Here is a 17,706-nt window from a genome sequence, read left to right as displayed (position 1 = left end):
TCAGCGGAGTGGAAGGAGAGCCGGGACCCAACGCAAGGGATGCGCCGAAGGCGGCTTCTGATGTGAGCGCGGTTGGGTCATGCCCCGCTGCGCGGGAGTCCTGCGCTGGACCCCGGCTCGCATTCCGCTGGCGCTCCATGCGTCCGGGGCACCGCCCGCGCTCCGGCTTCGCCGTCGCTGGGCCGGGGAACGGCGACGGGGCGTGCGCAGACACGCGTGCCGCGCTGCACACCAAGGCTGCACACCAAGATTTCAAGTGAAGCGACACGCTTGCCCTGGAAATCGGGGGCGTTCTTCCCATATGTAAGGGCAAGCTACCGTTAGGTCAGGTGGCGGCGGGAGGACTCATGTTCCGGAAGACCACACTTTTTGCGGCCCTTGCAGTGGCGGCCGGCCTGACGCTGGCGGCAGTCGATGTGGCCGAGGCCAAGCGCGGATTCTCGTTCGGCAACCGCGGCTCGCGCACCTATCAGGCGCCGCCCGCAACCAATACTGCCCCCAGTGCCGCTCCCATCCAGCGCTCCACCACGCCGCAGACCACGCCGGCGCCCGCCGCGACCCGCGCGCCCGGCGCCGCCGCGCAGGCGGCGCGGCCCTCCATGTTCGGCGCCGGCCTCGGCGGCGCGCTGATGCGCGGCCTGCTGATCGGCGGCATCATCGGCCTCCTGATGGGCGGCGGCTTCGGCGGCCTCGCCGGCATGCTCGGCCTCCTGCTCCAGGTGGGCCTGATCGTGCTCGCCGTGGTGCTGGTGATGCGCTTCCTGCGCCGCGGGCAGCCGCAGCCGGCAGCCGCCGGTGCCGGCGCGCCCTATGCCCGCTCCAGCGGCGTGCCGCCCATGGGCGGCGTTCCTCCGATGGGCGGTGCGCCGGCCGGCGGCACGGGCTATCCGGCCGCCGCAACCGCTGCCTCTGCCGCGGCCTCCGAGCCGGAATTCCAGTCCGCGGCACGCGCGCCGTCCGACGACCTGGGCCTCAAGGGTGAGGATTTCGACGCCTTCGAGCGCCTGCTCGGCACCATCCACGGCGCCTTCGGGGCCGAGGACCAGGGCACGCTGATGCAGCACACCACGCCGGAGGTGTTCTCCTACTTCGCCGACGAGCTGCGCGAGAATGCCGAGCGCGGCGTGCGCAACGTGGTGAGCGACGTGAAGCTGCTCCAGGGCGACCTCGCCGAGGCCTGGCGCGAGGGCGGCAAGGAGTTCGCCACGGTCGCGCTGCGCTACGAGAGCCGCGACACGATGGTGGACCGCGCCACCGGCCAGGTGGTCGGCGGCGACCGCGACGCCAAGGGCGAGGCCACGGAGATCTGGACCTTCGTGCGCGAGCAGGGCGGCGACTGGAAGCTCACCGCCATCCAGGGCACCTGATCCCGCAGGATTGCATCCACAGCAGGACAGGGTCCCGCGCCTGACCGCGCGGGACCCTTCCGCGCGCGGCCGGACAGGTCTAAGAGGGTGCCATGCCCGACCCCGAGTCCCGCGCTGCGCCCGGCGCCGTCATTTCCGTCTCCCGCCTGTCGAAGACCTACGCCACGGGCCATAGCGCGCTCAAGGACGTGAGCTTCGACATCCGCCGCGGCGAGATCTTCGCCTTGCTCGGCCCCAACGGCGCCGGCAAGACCACGCTCATCTCGATCGTCTGCGGCCTCGTCAACGCCACCGCCGGAACGGTGCGGGTGGACGGCCACGACATCGTCAGGGACTACCGCGCCGCCCGCGCCGCCATCGGCCTCGTGCCGCAGGAGCTGACCACCGACAGCTTCGAGACCGTATGGGCCACCGTGAGCTTCTCGCGCGGCCTGTTCGGCAAGAAGGCGAACCCCGCTTTCATCGAGAAGGTGCTGAAAAGCCTCTCCCTGTGGGACAAGAAGGACGCCAAGATCATGACGCTCTCGGGCGGCATGAAGCGGCGCGTCTTGATCGCCAAGGCGCTGGCCCACGAGCCGCATGTGCTGTTCCTCGACGAGCCGTCCGCCGGCGTCGACGTGGAGCTGCGCCGCGACATGTGGCGCCTGGTGCGCGAGCTGCGCGAGAGCGGCGTCACCATCATCCTCACCACCCACTATTTGGAGGAGGCGGAGGAGATGGCGGACCGCATCGGCGTCATCACCAAGGGCGAGTTGATCCTGGTGGAGGAGAAGGCGACGCTCATGCGCCGGCTCGGCCGCAAGGAATTGACGGTGGAGCTGGTGGCCCCGCTCGCGGCGATCCCGCCGGCGCTGGCGCCGTTCGGCCTTGAGCTCTCGGACGGCGGCACGCACCTGACCTACGTCTACGAGACCTGCGCCTCGGGCGCCGAGGAGGAGGGCGACACGCACTCCATCGCCGACCTTTTGGCGCTGCTCTCCGCCGAGGGCATCGCCTTCAGGGACCTCCACACGGAGCAAAGCTCCCTCGAAGACATCTTCGTGAGCCTCGTGAGGCGGGACCAGTGAACCTCGAAGCCGTCCGCGCCATCTACATGTTCGAGATGGCCCGCACCATGCGCACCCTGCTGCAGAGCGTGGTGTCGCCGGTGATCTCCACCTCGCTCTATTTCGTGGTGTTCGGCTCCGCTATCGGCTCCCGCATGGCGGAGATCGAGGGCGTGCCCTACGGCGCCTTCATCGTGCCGGGCCTGATGATGCTGACGCTGCTCACGCAGTCCATCTCCAACGCCGCGTTCGCGATCTACTTCCCGCGCTTCACCGGCACGATCTTCGAGCTGCTCTCGGCGCCGGTGTCGCCGTTCGAGATCGTGCTCGGCTATGTGGGGGCGGCGGCGACCAAGTCGGTGGTGCTGGGGCTCATCATCCTCGCCACGGCCTCGCTGTTCGTGCCGCTGGAGATCAAGCACCCGTTCTGGATGCTGGGCTTCCTGGTGCTGACCGCGTTCACCTTCGCCCTGTTCGGCTTTATCATTGGCATCTGGGCCGACGGGTTCGAACGGCTGCAGGTGATCCCGCTCCTGGTCATCACGCCGCTGACCTTCCTGGGCGGCACCTTCTACTCGCTCGACATGCTGCCGCCGGCCTGGCGCACGGTGACGCTGTTCAATCCGGTGGTCTATCTGGTGTCGGGCTTCCGCTGGAGCTTCTTCGGCATATCGGACGTGGCGGTCGGCCTTTCGCTCGCCATGACGCTGGGCTTCCTCGCCTTGTGCCTCGGCGCGTGCACCTGGATGTTCCGCACCGGCTACCGGCTGAAGAGCTGAGGCGGCGGCAGCCGCCGCCTCGCGCGTCGGGGGCTCAGGTGGCCGGGGTGGCGGCAGGGGCGGCGTGCAGGCCGGCGGCGGCCTTGGCGAGGGCCTCCTTCAGCTTCAGCTCGGCCTCGTTGGAGAGCGAGGTCTTCAGCACGCGCGGATTGTAGGGCTCGATCTCGGGCAGCACCTTGTCCTCGGTGACGCTCTTGATGAGCACGAACAGCGCCGACGAATTGGCCGGGATGGTGTCGCCGAGATTCTTCACGAAGTCGTCGTCGATGCCGTAGTCGGCGAGCGAGCCGGAGATGGCGCCCGCGCCCGCGCCCGCCACCGCGCCCAGCGCCATGCCGGCCAGCGGGTTGAGGAACAGGAGGCCGACGAGGCCGCCCCACAGCGCGCCCATGGTGCCGCCCTGGGCCGCGCCCAGCGCCACGAGGTTCACCGCCTGCTTGATGTGGACCTTGCCGTCCGGCTCGCGCTCGACGACGCAGGCGTCCTCCAGGTCGATCAGGTGGCCCTTCTGGAGCGACCGCAGCTTGTTCAGGACCTCGTCCGCCGAATGGACGCCGTCGAAACCGAATACGACAAGATTGCTCATGACACCGTTTCCTCACAATGCGGGACGCCTCGCCTCCGGCCGAAGCGCGAGCCCGGCCGCGGGGGAGCGTCCTCGCAGAACGTGACACTGGCACGACCTGTTCCGGCGCGCGAGGGGGGGGAGGGCTCACGGCGCGACGTCGCAGCGTCATGCTGAACGGCGCCTTGTGCCCGCCGCCCGGCGCGGCTATTGGGCCACGCCAGAGGCGCGCGCGGGCGTGCCGCCAGGGCGGACCCTGCCGATGACACAAGTGCCGACCCCGTCCGCCGCCCCGGCCGTGCCGGGCGTGATCTCCATCCGCCTGACGCACGTCTCCCAGCTCTTCAACATGCTGGACCCGTTTCCCTTCCGCGAGCGCGACCTCGCGCCGGAGGCGGAGGAATACATCGCCGGGTGGGCCGAGGAGATGCCGGCCCGCGCGCCGCTCGCCATCGTCGTCCACCTGCCCGAAGCCGAGGCGGCCGGCCCGGACGCGCAGGGCCTTCCGGAGGCGATCGCGCATTTCTTCGACTATCGCCGCCACGAGACCGCGCGGGAACTGGCGCAGCTGTTCCGGGTGGGGCGGCTGTCGCTGGTGATCGGCCTCGGCGTGCTGGCGGTGTGCCTTGTGGCCGCGCAACTGGTCGGACACGTGCTGGGGGAGGGGACCTTCGCCGGCATCCTGGAGGAGAGCCTCGTCATCGTCGGCTGGGTGGCCAATTGGCGGCCGATCGAGATCTTCCTCTACGAGTGGTGGCCGCTCGCCCGGCGGCGCGACCTGTTCGCCCGCCTCGCCGCCGCCCGGGTGGAGGTGCGGGCGGAAGGTGCCGCGGGCAGCGCCGATGCGCGCGGGGTGCCTTCGTAGGGCAGGGGGGTGGTCATCCTTCCGCCGGTACGGGATGGCGCGCCAGCAGGTCCAGGACCTGCGCATCTCCCACCTGGCGGAAGTCGTCGTAGAAATAGCCGATGGCGCCGAACGGCTCCGGTGTCGCGAGGCACACCACCGCGTCAGCCTCAGCCCTGAGCGCGTCGACGGTCTCGGGCGGCGCCACCGGCGCGGCGAGCACGAGCATCTTCGGCCGGCGTGCCCGCACCGCCCTGAGCGCGGCGCGCACGGTGGCGCCGGTGGCGATGCCGTCGTCCACCAGCACCACCGTCCGCCCGGCGATCGGGGCGCGGCGCCGGGTGCCGATATAGCGCGCGCGCCGGCGCTCGATCTCCTCAAGCTCCCGCGCGCGCACCGCCTCGAACGCCGTGCGCGTCACCCCCGATGCGGCGATGACATCGTCATTGCGCACCACGATGGGATCGGCGCCGTCCACCACGGCGCCCATGGCCAGTTCCTCGGCGCCGGGCACGCCGATCTTGCGCACCAGCACCAGATCGAGCGGCGCGCCAAGCGCCTGCGCCACCTCCGCCGCCACCGGCACGCCGCCGCGCGGCAGCGCCAGCACCACCGGCGCTTCCGCCTTCAGGTGCGCGAGCGCGGCCGCGAGCTGCCGCCCCGCCGCGCGGCGGTCGGCGAACGGAAGGATCATGGCGCCTTCCAGTCGTCGGTGCGGCCGAGCAGGTGCCGCTCGAACCAGCGCGTGGCGAGCGCCGTCACCTCCTCCTGCGCGCCGGGCTCGGGGAAGAGGTGGCTGGCGCCGGGAACGATCTTCAGCGCCTTCTCGCAGGCGAGCCGGCCGAACGCCTCGGCGTTCAGCTCCAGCACCGTCTCGTCGGCGCCGCCGACGATCAGGAGGCTCGGGGCCGTCACGCCGCCGAGGACGTCCCAGGCGAGGTCCGGACGTCCGGAGCGCGACACCACCGCCGAGATCAGGCCGCCAAGCCGCGCCGCCGCCTTGAGCGCGGCGGCGGCGCCGGTGCCGGCGCCCAGCAGGCCGAGCGGCAGGCGCGCGGTGCGCGGCTCCGCCTTGGCCCAGCCCACGGCCTCCGACAGGCGGTCGGCGAGCAGGTCGATGTCGAAGACGTTGGCGCGGTCGGCCTCCTCCTCGGGCGAGAGCAGGTCGATGAGCAGGGTGGCGAGGCCCTGCCGGTTGAGCGCTTCGGCCAGGGCGGCGTTGCGCGGGGCGAGGCGGTCCGATGCGCTGCCGTGGGCGAACAGGACGAGGGCGCCCGCATAGTCCGGCATGCTCAGCGTCGCGGGAAGGCCGTGCGGCGGCACTCTCACCTCGAACGTCGCCATGCCGCCCTCCGGCGCCGGCGGGAACCCGGCGCCGTACTTTATGCGGGCCGCTGCCGCCCCTCGGCCTTGATCGCGGTCAAGTGGCGCCGGGCGCTCAGAGGTCCCCCCGCCAGGCCCACAGCAGGTGGTGCATGCCGTCCTTCACCTGGAAGCCCTTGCCCGCGAGGTGGGCGATGACGGCGGCGCGGGTGCGGTTGCCTTTGCCCTGGTCGTGGATCTCCACCACCATCTGGCGGATGCGGGCGAGCACGGCGTCGGAGGCGCCGTAGAGGATGTCGAACTCGGCGCCCTCGCAATCCATCTTCATGAGGTCGCAGGTGGCGATGCCCTGCGCCGCGAACGCCTCCTCCAGGGTGACGGCCGTCACCGTGATCTTCTCGCCGGTGCTGCGCACGAGCGAACCCGAGGTGGAGACGCCGGTGGCGTCGCCCCGGTGGAACACCAGCGTGCCCGCCTCTCCGGCGATGGCGGTCTCCACCGCCGTGATGCGCCCGCCTGCCTCGGCGGCGTTGCGGGCGAGCGCCGCGAAGTTCACCGGGTCGGGCTCGAAGGCAACGACGCGGGCGGCCTTGAAGCGGGTGGCGGCGAACACGCTGAAGGCGCCGATATTGGCGCCGATGTCCACCACGGTCGCCCCCTCCGGCAGCGCGAGCGGCATGCCGGACAGATAGGCCTCGTCGAAGAACACCTCCTTGAACTCGTGCATCACCTCGCGCGGGACAAAGATGCGCCCGCCGCCGCGCAGCTCGAACACCGCCGGCGAGGCGGTGGTGAGGTTGAATTTATGCGCGAAATAGACCGGCCAGTTGGAGATGGTCTTGATGAGGTTGAGGTAGCGCATCCGTGCTCCGCCGATGGTCCGCGCGGGTTGGTCCGCCGGACGGCCCCCATTGTCAAGGGCAGGCCGCCCGCAGCCCCCGCCGATGCCGCACCGCGGATGGGGGAGAAGGGGGCCGGCTCGCGCGCTGGCGCCCCCGCTCCCGCGTGCGGGGGAGGGTGGGGGCGGCCCGCTGCCGGCGGCCGGGACGCGGGCGGCTCAGTCCAGGAACTCGCCGTGCTCCTCGACGTGGCGCGCAAGGCCCAGCGTGTGCTCGCGCACCAGGCGCTCGGCAAGGTCCGCGTCGCGCTTCTCGATGGCGGCGACGATGCGGGTGTGGTCGACGATGGAGCGCTGGGCGCGATGGTCCTGGCCGATGGTCACGTTGCGCACGCCGCGCATGTGCGGGAACAGGCCCTCGGTCATCTCGGCGATCAGCTCGCAGCCGGACATGCGGATGATGATCTTGTGGAAGGCGAGGTTGGCCTCGGAATATTCCGAGACGAACTCCTCGGGGTCGCGGTCGGCGAAGGCGCGCACGTTCTCGCGCAACTCGCGGATCTCGGCCTCGGAGGCGCGCGCGCAGGCGAGGCGGGCGGCCATGCTCTCCAGCGCGGCCCAGACCGTGATCATCTCCAGGATTTCCTGCCGGGTCTTGCGCACCACGAAGATGCCGCGCCGCGGGACGGAGCGCACGAAGCCCTCCTGCTCCAAGAGCGTCATGGCCTCGCGGATGGGGGTGCGCGAAACGCCGAGCTTCTCGGAGAGCTGGCGTTCTTCGAGGCGGATGTCCTCCCGGTGGCTGTAGATATCCATCTCCATGATGGCCGCCTTGAGGGCCTTGTAGGCCTTCATTCGGAAGCTCGATTCGGTCTCGATCGGCTTCACGTTGATGTCCTGATAGGTCATCGCTCCCCTTCGCCTTAGGCAGTCTTCGTGGCGCGGCGCGGCCCGCATTCGATGCCGACCAAATACATCATATCAGATGAAGGACTTGTGCGTTGAGGGCAAGGGTTGCCGCAGGCCGATGCAAAACCGGCCGTCTTCGCGCATCTTCTTGCAATGCAGCATGAAATCGCCCGTTCTGCTGCTTCAGTGTGCGTTGACATCCAGTATTTTGAATACCAGAATTCCTCCAGGTGCCCTTCAAGAGGCCCACACTTTCCAGAAACGGGGCTCCGGCCCGGAGGAACGCCGCCATGCTGATGCGCGTCGACGACATCCTGCGCGAGAAGCGCGACACCCGGATCATCACCGTCCGGGCCAACGAGACCGTGGCCACCGCCGTGAAGATCATGCAGCGGGAGAACGTCTCCTCGGTGATCGTCAAGGACGTGTGCCGCACCGAGGGCAACACCGTGGTCGGCGTGTTCTCCGAGCGCGACGTGACGCGGGCCTTGCTGGCCCATGGCGCCGGCACTCCGGCCGTGGTGCTCGCCAGCCTGCTCAAGCGGGAGGTGATCTCCTGCGCTCTCGCCGATTCCATCGTCACCGTGCTGCGGCTCATGAACGAGCACCAGGTGCGCCACCTGCCGGTGATCGAGGACCACGCGCTGGTGGGCGTCATCAGCGCCACCGACCTGATGCGCCACTATCTGCACGAATCCGAGGTCGCGACCCACGCGGAGCAGGCGCTGAGCGGCATGGGCGCGGAGCTCGCCGTGCTGCGCTGACCCTTGCGCCGCCGCCGGCCGATGCCGCGCCGGCAGGGGCATCGGGATGGGCCGGAGGCGGCCCGCGGCCCCCTGCATTTTACTTTAGTCGAATTCGGTTGCAGGCGGAAAATGGCGATGATAACGTCTGTATATGGCATACAACATCCAGTAGACACGGATGGGTGCCGGGCGCGGACTGCGCCCACAAGCCGGCTCAAGACTGGCGGAACATACGGTCGGATCGAGGAAATCCAGGGGTAACGGCATGGGCAAGGCGCTTGAGGGCGTGCGTGTCCTGGACATGACGCATGTTCAGTCCGGACCGTCCGCGACCCAGATGCTCGCGTGGCTCGGGGCGGAGGTCATCAAGGTCGAGATGCCCCGCCGCGGGGACATCACCAGATCCCAGCTCAGGGACAAGTCGAACGTCGACAGTCTCTATTTCACCATGCTGAACGCCAACAAGCGCAGCCTCACGCTCAACATCAAGAGCGCGCAGGGGCAGGAGGCGCTGACCCGTCTCATCGCCAGCTGCGACGTGCTGGTGGAGAATTTCGGCCCCGGCGTTCTGGAGCGCCAGGGCTTCGGCTACGACCAGGCGCGCGCCATCAATCCGCGCCTGATCTACGCCACCATCAAGGGCTTCGCCGACGCCTCCGGCATCGACGCCAAGGCCTACGAGACCATCGCCCAGGCCATGGGCGGGGCCATGAGCACCACCGGCTGGCGCTCCGGCCCGCCGACCGCGTCGAGCGCGCAGATCGGCGATACCGGCACCGGCGTCCACTGCCTCTCCGGCGTGCTGGCGGCGCTCTACCAGCGCACGGTGACCGGCGAGGGCCAATTGGTCGAGGTCGCCATGCAGGACTGCGTGATGAACCTCCTCAGGGTGAAGCTGCGCGACCAACAGCGCCTCGCCTCCGGCCCGCTCCCCGAATATCCCGGCGCCCCCGAGACCGATTGCGTGCCGCGCGCCGGCAACTGCTCCGGCGGCGGCCAGCCGGGCGCCGCGGTGCGCTGCGCGCCGGGCGGCGAGAACGACTATTGCTACGTCATCATCCAGCCCCAGGGCTGGGCGCCGCTGATGCGGCTCGTCGGCCGCAAGGACCTGATCGACGATCCCAAGTTCGCCAGCCACGAGGCGCGCCTGCAGCGGCTCGACGCCTGCTTCGACGTGATCGAGCGCTGGAGCCTCAAGCGCACCAAGTTCGAGGTGATGGACGCGCTCAAGGCGATCGACGTGCCGTGCGGCCCGGTGCTCTCCACCAAGGACATCCTTCAGGACCGCGCGCTCTACGACCGCGGCTTCCTCGTCGAGGTGCCGCATCCCGAGCGCGGCACCTACGTGACGCTCGGCTCGCCGATCCAGATGTCGGCGAGCCACGTTCCGGTCGAGCGGGCGCCGCTGCTCGGCGAGCATACGGACGAGGTGCTCGGCGCCCTCGGCTACAGCGCGGAGGAGATCGCCGGCATGCGCACCGCCGGCGCCGTGTGAGGCGCACGCGCCTTGCCGCTTTTTCCGAACATGCCGCTTCCGAGAGGGAAAACAACGGGGTGAGGCGGCTTTGTCTTCTTGGAACTAAAATAATAATGTTCTCAAAGGGTGGATAAAATGGTGAGTGAAGCTGTCAAAGCTGCCGGCCCCAATCGCTGGCTCCAGTTGGTGGCGGGCATCGTCTGCATGGTTGCTGCCGCGAATATTCAATATTCCTGGACATTGTTCGTTCCCGAGATCGTTTCCGGCAACTCCTGGACCCGCGCCTCGGTGCAGGTGGCCTTCACGGTGTTCGTGGTGGTGCAGACCTGGGCGACGCCCATCGTCGGCTACTTCATCGACAAATACGGCCCGCGCAACGTGGTGCTGGTGGGCGGCCTGTTCACCGGCCTGTCCTGGGTGCTGAACTCCTATGCCTCCACGCTGCCGGCGCTCTACTTCGCGGCGGCGGTGGGCGGCATCGGCGTCGGCTGCGTCTATGCCACCTGCGTCAACAGCGCGCTCAAGTGGTTCCCCGACCGGCGCGGCCTCGCTGTCGGCCTCACCGCGGCGGGCTACGGCTCCGGCACGGTGGTGACGATCCTGCCCATCGCGGCGATGATCAAGTCGTCCGGCTATCACGAGACCTTCTTCACCTTCGGCCTGATCCAGGGCGCGGTGATCGTCGCCGCGGCGCTGTTCCTCACCGCCCCGACCGGCAAGGAAGTGACCTATTCGTCGACCGTCGCCCAGAGCCGGCGCGACTACACGCTCGGCGAGGCGCTGCGCACGCCGGTGTTCTGGGTCATGCTCACCATGTTCACGCTGACCGTCACCGGCGGCCTGATGGCGGTGGCGCAGCTCGGCGTGATCGCCGAGGACCTGGGCGTGAAGCACGTGGAGGTCAACCTCTACTTCTTCGCCATGGCGGCGCTGCCGTTCGCGCTGATGCTGGACCGCATCCTGAACGGCTTCTCGCGGCCCTTCTTCGGCTGGATCTCGGACCATATCGGCCGCGAGAAGACCATGTTCTTCGCCTTCATGATGGAGGGCATCGGCATCGTCGCGCTCGGCACGTTCGGGCACAATCCGTGGGCCTTCATCATCCTGTCGGGCATCGTGTTCCTGGCCTGGGGCGAGGTCTACTCCCTGTTCTCGGCCACCGCCGCGGACACCTTCGGCTCCAAGCACATCGGCAAGATCTACGGCATGCTCTACTGCGCCAAGGGCATCGCCGCTCTGCTGGTTCCGGTGGCCAACCTCCTGATGGAGGCGACCGGCAGCTGGACGGTGGTGCTCTACACCGTCGCCGCCATGGACATGACCGCCGCCATCGCCGCGCTTCTGGTGCTGAAGCCCCTGCTGGCACGTCATCACCGGCTCAACGAGGCCCACGCCCTCAAGGCGCGCGAGGCGACCGTCTGACCGCTCCATAGGATCGCGCGCGCCGCACCTCGTCGCGGCGCGCGCCTGAAGTCCCTCCACCGCCTTCTGGGCGGCCCCTGCATGGCCCCGACGCGTGTCGGGGCCATTTTTTTGTGTTGGCGCTGGGGCTTGAGGGGCGATCATACGGGTCGGACGGGCCCGAGGGGCCGGTCGGCGCCCCAAGGCCGCGGCGCCTCGCCCCTCGGCCGGCCGCTCCTGCCCGGGCGGCCCTGCGCCTCCCCGCCTTGCGCAGTCCGCAGGGGAGAGTCCGCGAACCGGCACGAGACGGAATCGGCTTCCCCTCACCGGCAGGGCAGGAGGATGCGCGCTCTCCTGCGCTGAGTGGTCTCCGCATGCCGCTCGAACCGCGCGAAACACCGCCCAAGGGGCCAAAGTAGCCGTTACATAGCCGAAACTTGCATACGGTATACGGTATTCCTGACCCATCCTTCCCGACGGAACGCAGCCGCATCCGCCTCAACGAGGTGCGGCCGAATGGTGTCCGTCACGGGCCGTTCATCGTCCTTCGATGATCCCCAGTGAGAAAGGGAAGGAAATGCCGTCTTCAACTCTGCCGGCCGCGGCCGGCCGCGGCCCCGTGGGCGGGCGCTGGCTCCAATTGCTCATCGGCGTCGTCTGCATGTCGATGATCGCCAACCTCCAGTACGGCTGGACGCTGTTCGTCGAGCCCATGAACGAGAAGCACCAGTGGGGCCGCGCCGCCATCCAGGTGGCCTTCACCATCTTCGTGCTGTTCGAGACCTGGCTGGTGCCCATCGAGGGCTGGTTCGTCGACAAGTTCGGCCCGCGCATCGTGGTGATGCTCGGCGGCATCCTGTGCGCCGCCTCCTGGTGGCTGAACTCCATGGCCGACAGCCTGACGATGCTCTACGTCTCCGCCGCCATCGGCGGCACCGGCGCGGGCGCGGTCTACGGCACCTGCGTCGGTGCGGCGCTGAAGTGGTTCCCGGACCGGCGCGGCCTCGCCGCGGGCATCACCGCCGCCGGCTTCGGCGCCGGCTCGGCGCTGACCATCGTGCCCATCGCGGCGATGATCAAGTCGCAGGGCTACGAGCACACCTTCCTGTTCTTCGGCCTGCTCCAGGGCGCCGTGGTGTTCGTGCTGGCGCTGCTGCTCCAGAGCCCGAAGGAGGGCCAGCTGCCCAAGGTCGAGGTGGCGGTGAACCAGAGCCGGCGCAGCTACGGCCCCGGCGAGATGGTGAAGACCCCGGTGTTCTGGATCATGTACCTGATGTTCGTCCTGGTGGCGGGCGGCGGGCTCATGGCGACCGCCCAGCTCGGCTCCATCGCCAAGGACTTCAAGATCGCCGACGTGCCGGTCTCGATCCTCGGCCTGACCATGCCGGCGCTCACCTTCGCGCTGTCCATCGACCGGGTGCTGAACGGCGTCACGCGGCCCTTCTTCGGCTGGGTGTCGGACAATATCGGCCGCGAGAACACCATGTTCATCGCCTTCTCGCTGGAGGCGGTCGGCGTGCTGGCGCTGGCGCATTTCGGCGCCAATCCGGTGGCGTTCGTGATCCTCACAGGCCTCGTCTTCTTCGCCTGGGGCGAGATCTACTCGCTGTTCCCGGCGACCTGCGGCGACACGTTCGGCTCGAAGTTCGCCACCACCAATGCCGGCCTGCTCTACACCGCCAAGGGAACCGCCTCGCTGGTGGTGCCCATGGCCTCGGTGGCGGTGGCGAGCCTCGGCAACTGGGACCTGGTGTTCCTCATCACCGCCGCGGTCAACGCCATCGCGGCGCTGATGGCGATCTTCGTCCTGAAGCCGCTCCGGGCGCGATTCGTCTCGCAGGCGCGCGCGATCGAGACGGTCGAGGGCCGGGCGCCCGAGATCGCGCGCTGAGCCCGCACAAAGCTACCGGCGCGCCGTTTCCACCCCGCGCCGTCCTGGAGGGAGAGGTTGGCGCCTCTCCCTCTTTTTTCGTTCAGAAGGCGCGCGGGAAGGCGGCGACCGCCGGCTCGCGCGTCTCGCCGTTCTGCGAGCCGCCGAAGCGGACGCCGGCGAAGCGCGGCGCGGCCGGGGCCTCGCCGAGCGCGTCGACGATCGACAGGCCCACGTCGCCGCCGGCCGCGAGGAACGGGCGGGGCGAGGAGAAGCCGATGGTGGCGGCGGTCAGGGTGATGCCGAATATGCCGAGGGCGGCGAAGTCGAAAACGCTCATGTCTGCCTCCGGGCGCCGGGGCGCCGACCGGGAGGTGACCTCCCGATTACAGAAGGCATCCTGACTCACTTCCGGATCTCTGTGGTATACATAATACGTAACCGAGCCCTGTCTTTGCTGCATAGCAGCATGGCGCCTCAGCGGCCGCCGATCTCCTTGAGGTGCGTCAGCAGGCCGCGCGTCGAGGCGGAGGCTCCGGGCGGCACCTTGGCGTCCATCACCGCCGGCAGAAGCTCGGTCGCCAGCTCCTTGCCCAGCTCCACGCCCCACTGGTCGTAGGCATTGATGCCCCACACCGCCGCCTCCACGAACACCCGGTGCTCGTAGAGCGCGATCAGCCGGCCGAGGGTGAAGGGATCGAGCTGGGCATAGGCCAATGTCACCGAAGGCCGGCTGCCGGGAAACACCCGGTGCGGAGCAAGCCGCGCCACCTCGGCCGCGTCGAGCCCCTTGGCGCGCAGCTGCGCCGCCGCCTCCTCCAGGGTGCGCCCGCGCATCAGCGCCTCGGACTGGGCGAGGCAGTTGGCCACCAGCAGCTGGTGATGCTCCAAAAGCTTCGGCTCGTGGCCCTCTGCGGCGATCAGGAACTCCACCGGGATCACGTCCGTGCCCTGGTGGATGAGCTGGAAGAAGGCGTGCTGCGAATTGGTGCCCGGCTCGCCCCACACGATCGGCCCGGTGGGCCGGGCGACCGGCTTGCCGTCGAGCGTCACGCTCTTGCCGTTGCTCTCCATGTCGAGCTGCTGGAGATAGGCGGGAAAGCGCGCGAGCCGCTGGTCGTAGGGGATCACGGCGCGGCTCGGAAAGCCGCAGACGTTGCGGTGGAACAGGCCGACCGCCGCGAGCAGAACCGGCAGGTTGATCTCCGGCGGCGCGGTGCGGAAATGCTCGTCCATGGCCGCGGCGCCGGCCAGGAACTCGCGGAAGTTCTGCGGCCCCACCGCGAGCATCACCGGCAGGCCGATGGCGGACCACACCGAATAGCGTCCGCCCACCCAGTCCCAGAAGCCGAACGTGCGCTCGGGCCGGATGCCGAACGCGCCCACCTTGTCGAGCGCGGTGGAGACGGCAGCGAAATGGTCCGCCACCGCGGCCTCCCCCAGCGCGTCCTTGATGAAGGCGCGGGCGGTGGCCGCGTTGCACATGGTCTCGACCGTGGTGAAGGTCTTCGACGCGATGACGAACAGCGTGGTGGCCGGGTCGAGCCCCTTCAGCGTGTCGGCGATATGGGCGCCGTCCACGTTCGAGACGAAGTGGCAGCGCGGGCCGTCATGGTAGGGCGCAAGCGCCCCCGTCACCATCGCCGGGCCGAGGTCCGACCCGCCGATGCCGATATTCACCACGTCCGTGAAGCGGTCGCCCTTGGCGCCGGCGATGGTGCCGGAGCGCACGTCGTCGGCGAAGGCGAACAGCCGCGCCAGGGTCTCGCGCACCGGCGGCTTCACGTCCGCGCCGTCCACCGCGAGCGGCGCGTCCTCGCCGTCGCGCAATGCGACGTGCAGCACGCTGCGGCCTTCCGTGGCGTTGATCCGCTCGCCCGCGAACATGGCGTCGCGCCGCGCCGTGACCCCTGCCGCGCGGACGAGGTCCAGCAGCAGGCCGAGGCTGTGCTTGGACAGGGCGGTCTTGGAGAAGTCGAGCAGCAGGTCCCCGAAGGCGCACGAGAAGTCCTCGAACCGCTCCGGCTCCGCGACCACCTCCCTCAGCGGGCGTTCCCGGTCCGCCGTCCAGGCGGTCGAAAGGGACTGCCAGAGGGCCTCGGTCTCGCTCATGCACGTCTCCATCAGGGGCACCACAGGACATCGAGGGGGCGCCGGGCGTGGCGGAGCACGGCCCGGATGGGCATCTGCCCCTGCGGGCCGGGGCGGGAGGCCGCCTCCAGCACCTCCCGCTTCACCTTGCCCTCGATGTGCAGCAGAAGCGTGTCGGCGGCAAGCAGCTCCGGCAGGGTAAAGGTGATGCGCGGCTCGCCCGCCGCTTCGGCGCGGATGGCCGCGAGCAGGGCCGGCGCGGCCGGGTCGATGGCGGCTTCGAGGCCTTCGGCACCGGGAAAGAACGACGCGGTGTGTCCGTCGTCGCCCATGCCCAGAACCACGGCGGCGAACGGGTGAGGCAGGCCGCCGACGCGCTCCTCGGCGGCGGCAAGCCCTGCCTCCGGCGTCGGCGCGCCGGTGAAGAGCGGCACGAAGCGGGCGGCGGCGGCCGCGCCCTTCAGCAGGTGGGCGCGCACCAGAGCGGCGTTGGAGCGGTCGGAGGTCTCGGGAACCCAGCGCTCGTCCACCAGCGTCACGCTGATCCGGCCCCAGTCGAGCGGCGCCGCCGAAAGCGTCTCCAGGAACAAGGCCGGCGTGCGCCCGCCGGAGACGGCGAGGCTCGCCGCGCCGTCCCGCGCGGTGCGGGCAAGCAGCGCCTGCGCCACATGGGCGGCGAGCGCGCGGGCGAGCGCGGCCCGGTCCTCATAGGCCGCGAGCGCGAAGGGCAGGGGGGCGTCGTCCACGGCCGGGCTCAGGCGTCGTCCGCCCAGGTGCGCCCGTCGCGCTCGATCAGCGCGATGGCGGCGGACGGCCCCCAGGTGCCGGCGGTGTAGGGCTTCGGCGCCTCGCGGGAATTGCGCCAGGCCTCCAGGATGGGGTCGACCCAGCGCCAGGCGGCCTCGACCTCGTCGCGACGCATGAACAGCGTCTGGTTGCCACGCACCACGTCCATCAAGAGGCGCTCATAGGCATCGGGATTGCGCACGCCGAACACGCTGGCGAAGCTCATGTCGAGCGGCACGTGCTGCAGCCGCATGCCGCCGGGGCCGGGGTCCTTGATCATGATCCAGAGCTTCACGCCTTCGTCCGGCTGCAGGCGGATGACGAGGCGGTTGGCCATGATCGGCCCGGCCTGCCCGTCGAACACCGAGTGCGGGATGGGGCGGAACTGGATGACGATCTCGGAGACCCGGCTCGCCAGCCTCTTGCCCGTGCGCAGGTAGAACGGCACGCCCGACCAGCGCCAGTTGGCGATCTCCGCCTTCAGCGCCACGAAGGTCTCGGTGCCGGAGGCGCCGGCGCCCAGCTCGTCCAGATAGCCCGGCACCGCCCCGCCTGCCGAGGCGCCGGCGCGGTACTGGCCGCGCACGGTGAGCTGGCCGGCCGTCTTCTCGCCGATCGGCACCAGGGCCTTGAGCACCTTCAGCTTCTCGTCGCGCACCGCGTCGGCGTCGAGCGAGACCGGCGGCTCCATGGCGACGAGGCAGAGCAATTGGAGGATGTGGTTCTGCACCATGTCGCGCAGCGCGCCGGCGGTGTCGTAATAGCCGGCGCGCCCGGCGGTGCCGAGGCTCTCGGCCACCGTGATCTGCACGTGGTCGATGTGGGCGTTGTTCCAGATCGGCTCGAACAAGGCGTTGGCGAAGCGCAGCGCCATCAGGTTCTGCACCGTCTCCTTGCCGAGATAGTGGTCGATGCGGAACACCGCCTCCTCGGGGAAGACCCGGCCGACGGCGGCGTTCACCTTGCGCGCCGAGGCGAGGTCCTTGCCCACCGGCTTCTCCACCACCACGCGGGTGAGCGGCGTGACGAGGCCGTGGGCGCCGATGCGGGCGCAGATGTCGTCGAACAGGTCCGGGCCGACCGCGAGATAGAACACCCGCACCCGGTCCTCGGCCTCCTTGAGGCGCGCCGCGAGATCGTCCCAGCCGGCGTCCGAGACCGCGTCGACCGCCACATAATCGAGCCGCTTCAGGAAGCGGGTGAGGTCGCCGGGGGCGTTCTCCTCGATGCCGTCGCGGTCCTCCACCGCCTCGCGGGCGAACGCCTCGAAGGCGTCGCGCGCCATGGGGCGGCGCGAGGCGCCGAAGATGCGGCAGGCGTCGGGGAGCTGTCCCGCGCGGTCGCGCTCGTAGAGGGCGGGCAGGAGCTTGCGCCGGGCGAGGTCGCCGGTCGCGCCGAACACGACGATGTCGAAGGGCTCCACCTCAATCACCCGTGCGACCATTCCTGTCTCCCGTCCCCGTACGCCCGACCGGCGGCGCTCCGCAAGCCCCGCGACCGCCGCCTGATTCCGTCGATCGGCGGCGCCTGCAACAGGGCGCCTGCAAGGAGGCAATGCCGCTCGCCGCCGGACGTTCCGCGAAAGGCGCGCCGCACTGCCATCCATCCCGCCGACGGTCGAACGAGGCCCAGTTCTAAATCGATTTGCCCTGCATGTCGCGGGG

17 protein-coding genes are annotated in these 17,706 nt (G+C 69.9%); 8 read left to right on the top strand and 9 right to left on the bottom strand.

The features are described from left to right. Window positions 1-347: 347 nt before the first annotated feature. The 3 genes from D9R14_RS13690 to D9R14_RS13680 all read left to right on the top strand — a co-directional run bounded on the left by D9R14_RS13690 (window position 348) and on the right by D9R14_RS13680 (window position 3,192). A complete protein-coding gene (locus tag D9R14_RS13690; RefSeq protein WP_121623885.1) occupies window positions 348-1,367 on the top strand; it encodes a TIM44-like domain-containing protein in 1,020 nt (339 codons plus the stop codon). A gap of 92 nt (window positions 1,368-1,459) precedes the next feature. After that, on the top strand, window positions 1,460-2,434 hold the full coding sequence (locus D9R14_RS13685) for an ABC transporter ATP-binding protein (RefSeq protein WP_121623884.1): 975 nt from the start codon (window positions 1,460-1,462) through the stop codon (window positions 2,432-2,434). After that, on the top strand, window positions 2,431-3,192 hold the full coding sequence (locus D9R14_RS13680; protein WP_121623883.1) for an ABC transporter permease: 762 nt from the start codon (window positions 2,431-2,433) through the stop codon (window positions 3,190-3,192). Before D9R14_RS13685 ends, D9R14_RS13680 begins: the two co-directional genes overlap by 4 nt. 34 nt (window positions 3,193-3,226) lie before the next feature. Here D9R14_RS13680 and D9R14_RS13675 read toward each other — a convergent pair whose 3' ends face one another. Continuing rightward, window positions 3,227-3,778, bottom strand: a complete 552-nt coding sequence (locus D9R14_RS13675; protein WP_121623882.1) for a DUF1269 domain-containing protein — start codon at window positions 3,776-3,778, stop codon at window positions 3,227-3,229. Between the two features lie 241 nt (window positions 3,779-4,019). On the opposite strand from D9R14_RS13675, the gene D9R14_RS13670 reads away from it, so the two are divergent. After that, window positions 4,020-4,622 (top strand): hypothetical protein, encoded by a 603-nt coding sequence (locus tag D9R14_RS13670; RefSeq protein ID WP_170168617.1) that lies wholly within the window; start codon window positions 4,020-4,022, stop codon window positions 4,620-4,622. Between the two features lie 13 nt (window positions 4,623-4,635). On the opposite strand, the gene D9R14_RS13665 is transcribed toward D9R14_RS13670, so the two are convergent. From D9R14_RS13665 to D9R14_RS13650, 4 genes are all read right to left on the bottom strand, one after another. Next, window positions 4,636-5,295 carry a phosphoribosyltransferase gene (locus D9R14_RS13665; RefSeq protein WP_121623881.1) on the bottom strand — a complete coding sequence of 220 codons (660 nt, stop codon included), beginning with the start codon at window positions 5,293-5,295 and terminating at the stop codon, window positions 4,636-4,638. Then, complete coding sequence (locus D9R14_RS13660) at window positions 5,292-5,945, bottom strand: dienelactone hydrolase family protein (protein ID WP_121623880.1); 654 nt, start codon at window positions 5,943-5,945, stop codon at window positions 5,292-5,294. Before D9R14_RS13660 ends, D9R14_RS13665 begins: the two co-directional genes overlap by 4 nt. Window positions 5,946-6,039: 94 nt before the next feature. Then, on the bottom strand, window positions 6,040-6,786 hold the full coding sequence (locus tag D9R14_RS13655; RefSeq protein WP_121623879.1) for an FkbM family methyltransferase: 747 nt from the start codon (window positions 6,784-6,786) through the stop codon (window positions 6,040-6,042). A 195-nt stretch (window positions 6,787-6,981) separates the two neighbouring features. Continuing rightward, window positions 6,982-7,671 carry a GntR family transcriptional regulator gene (locus tag D9R14_RS13650; protein ID WP_121623878.1) on the bottom strand — a complete coding sequence of 230 codons (690 nt, stop codon included), beginning with the start codon at window positions 7,669-7,671 and terminating at the stop codon, window positions 6,982-6,984. Between the two features lie 290 nt (window positions 7,672-7,961). Between D9R14_RS13650 and D9R14_RS13645 the strand changes: the two genes are divergently transcribed. The 4 genes from D9R14_RS13645 (at window position 7,962) to oxlT (D9R14_RS13630) (ending at window position 13,186) form a co-directional block, all read left to right on the top strand. Continuing rightward, window positions 7,962-8,435, top strand: coding sequence for a CBS domain-containing protein (locus tag D9R14_RS13645; protein ID WP_245420800.1), 474 nt, complete (start codon window positions 7,962-7,964; stop codon window positions 8,433-8,435). Window positions 8,436-8,682: 247 nt separating this feature from the next. Then, on the top strand, window positions 8,683-9,912 hold the full coding sequence (frc, locus tag D9R14_RS13640) for a formyl-CoA transferase (RefSeq protein ID WP_121623877.1): 1,230 nt from the start codon (window positions 8,683-8,685) through the stop codon (window positions 9,910-9,912). A 117-nt stretch (window positions 9,913-10,029) separates the two neighbouring features. After that, window positions 10,030-11,316, top strand: a complete 1,287-nt coding sequence (gene oxlT / locus D9R14_RS13635; protein ID WP_121623876.1) for an oxalate/formate MFS antiporter — start codon at window positions 10,030-10,032, stop codon at window positions 11,314-11,316. Window positions 11,317-11,872: 556 nt separating this feature from the next. Then, on the top strand, window positions 11,873-13,186 hold the full coding sequence (oxlT, locus tag D9R14_RS13630; protein ID WP_121623875.1) for an oxalate/formate MFS antiporter: 1,314 nt from the start codon (window positions 11,873-11,875) through the stop codon (window positions 13,184-13,186). 82 nt (window positions 13,187-13,268) lie between these two features. On the opposite strand, the gene D9R14_RS13625 is transcribed toward oxlT (D9R14_RS13630), so the two are convergent. The 4 genes from D9R14_RS13625 to zwf all read right to left on the bottom strand — a co-directional run bounded on the left by D9R14_RS13625 (window position 13,269) and on the right by zwf (window position 17,486). After that, window positions 13,269-13,505 carry a hypothetical protein gene (locus D9R14_RS13625; RefSeq protein ID WP_121623874.1) on the bottom strand — a complete coding sequence of 79 codons (237 nt, stop codon included), beginning with the start codon at window positions 13,503-13,505 and terminating at the stop codon, window positions 13,269-13,271. Between the two features lie 137 nt (window positions 13,506-13,642). Beyond that, window positions 13,643-15,277 carry a glucose-6-phosphate isomerase gene (gene pgi, locus D9R14_RS13620; RefSeq protein ID WP_121623873.1) on the bottom strand — a complete coding sequence of 545 codons (1,635 nt, stop codon included), beginning with the start codon at window positions 15,275-15,277 and terminating at the stop codon, window positions 13,643-13,645. Window positions 15,278-15,288: 11 nt separating this feature from the next. Continuing rightward, window positions 15,289-16,002 carry a 6-phosphogluconolactonase gene (gene pgl, locus D9R14_RS13615; protein ID WP_210210850.1) on the bottom strand — a complete coding sequence of 238 codons (714 nt, stop codon included), beginning with the start codon at window positions 16,000-16,002 and terminating at the stop codon, window positions 15,289-15,291. Between the two features lie 8 nt (window positions 16,003-16,010). Beyond that, window positions 16,011-17,486 carry a glucose-6-phosphate dehydrogenase gene (gene zwf / locus D9R14_RS13610; protein ID WP_121623872.1) on the bottom strand — a complete coding sequence of 492 codons (1,476 nt, stop codon included), beginning with the start codon at window positions 17,484-17,486 and terminating at the stop codon, window positions 16,011-16,013. Window positions 17,487-17,706: the final 220 nt, after the last annotated feature.

Origin of the sequence: Xanthobacter tagetidis, assembly GCF_003667445.1 — a bacterium.
Taxonomy (GTDB): domain Bacteria; phylum Pseudomonadota; class Alphaproteobacteria; order Rhizobiales; family Xanthobacteraceae; genus Xanthobacter; species Xanthobacter tagetidis.
This window is presented reverse-complemented; position numbering and strand designations above follow the sequence as displayed.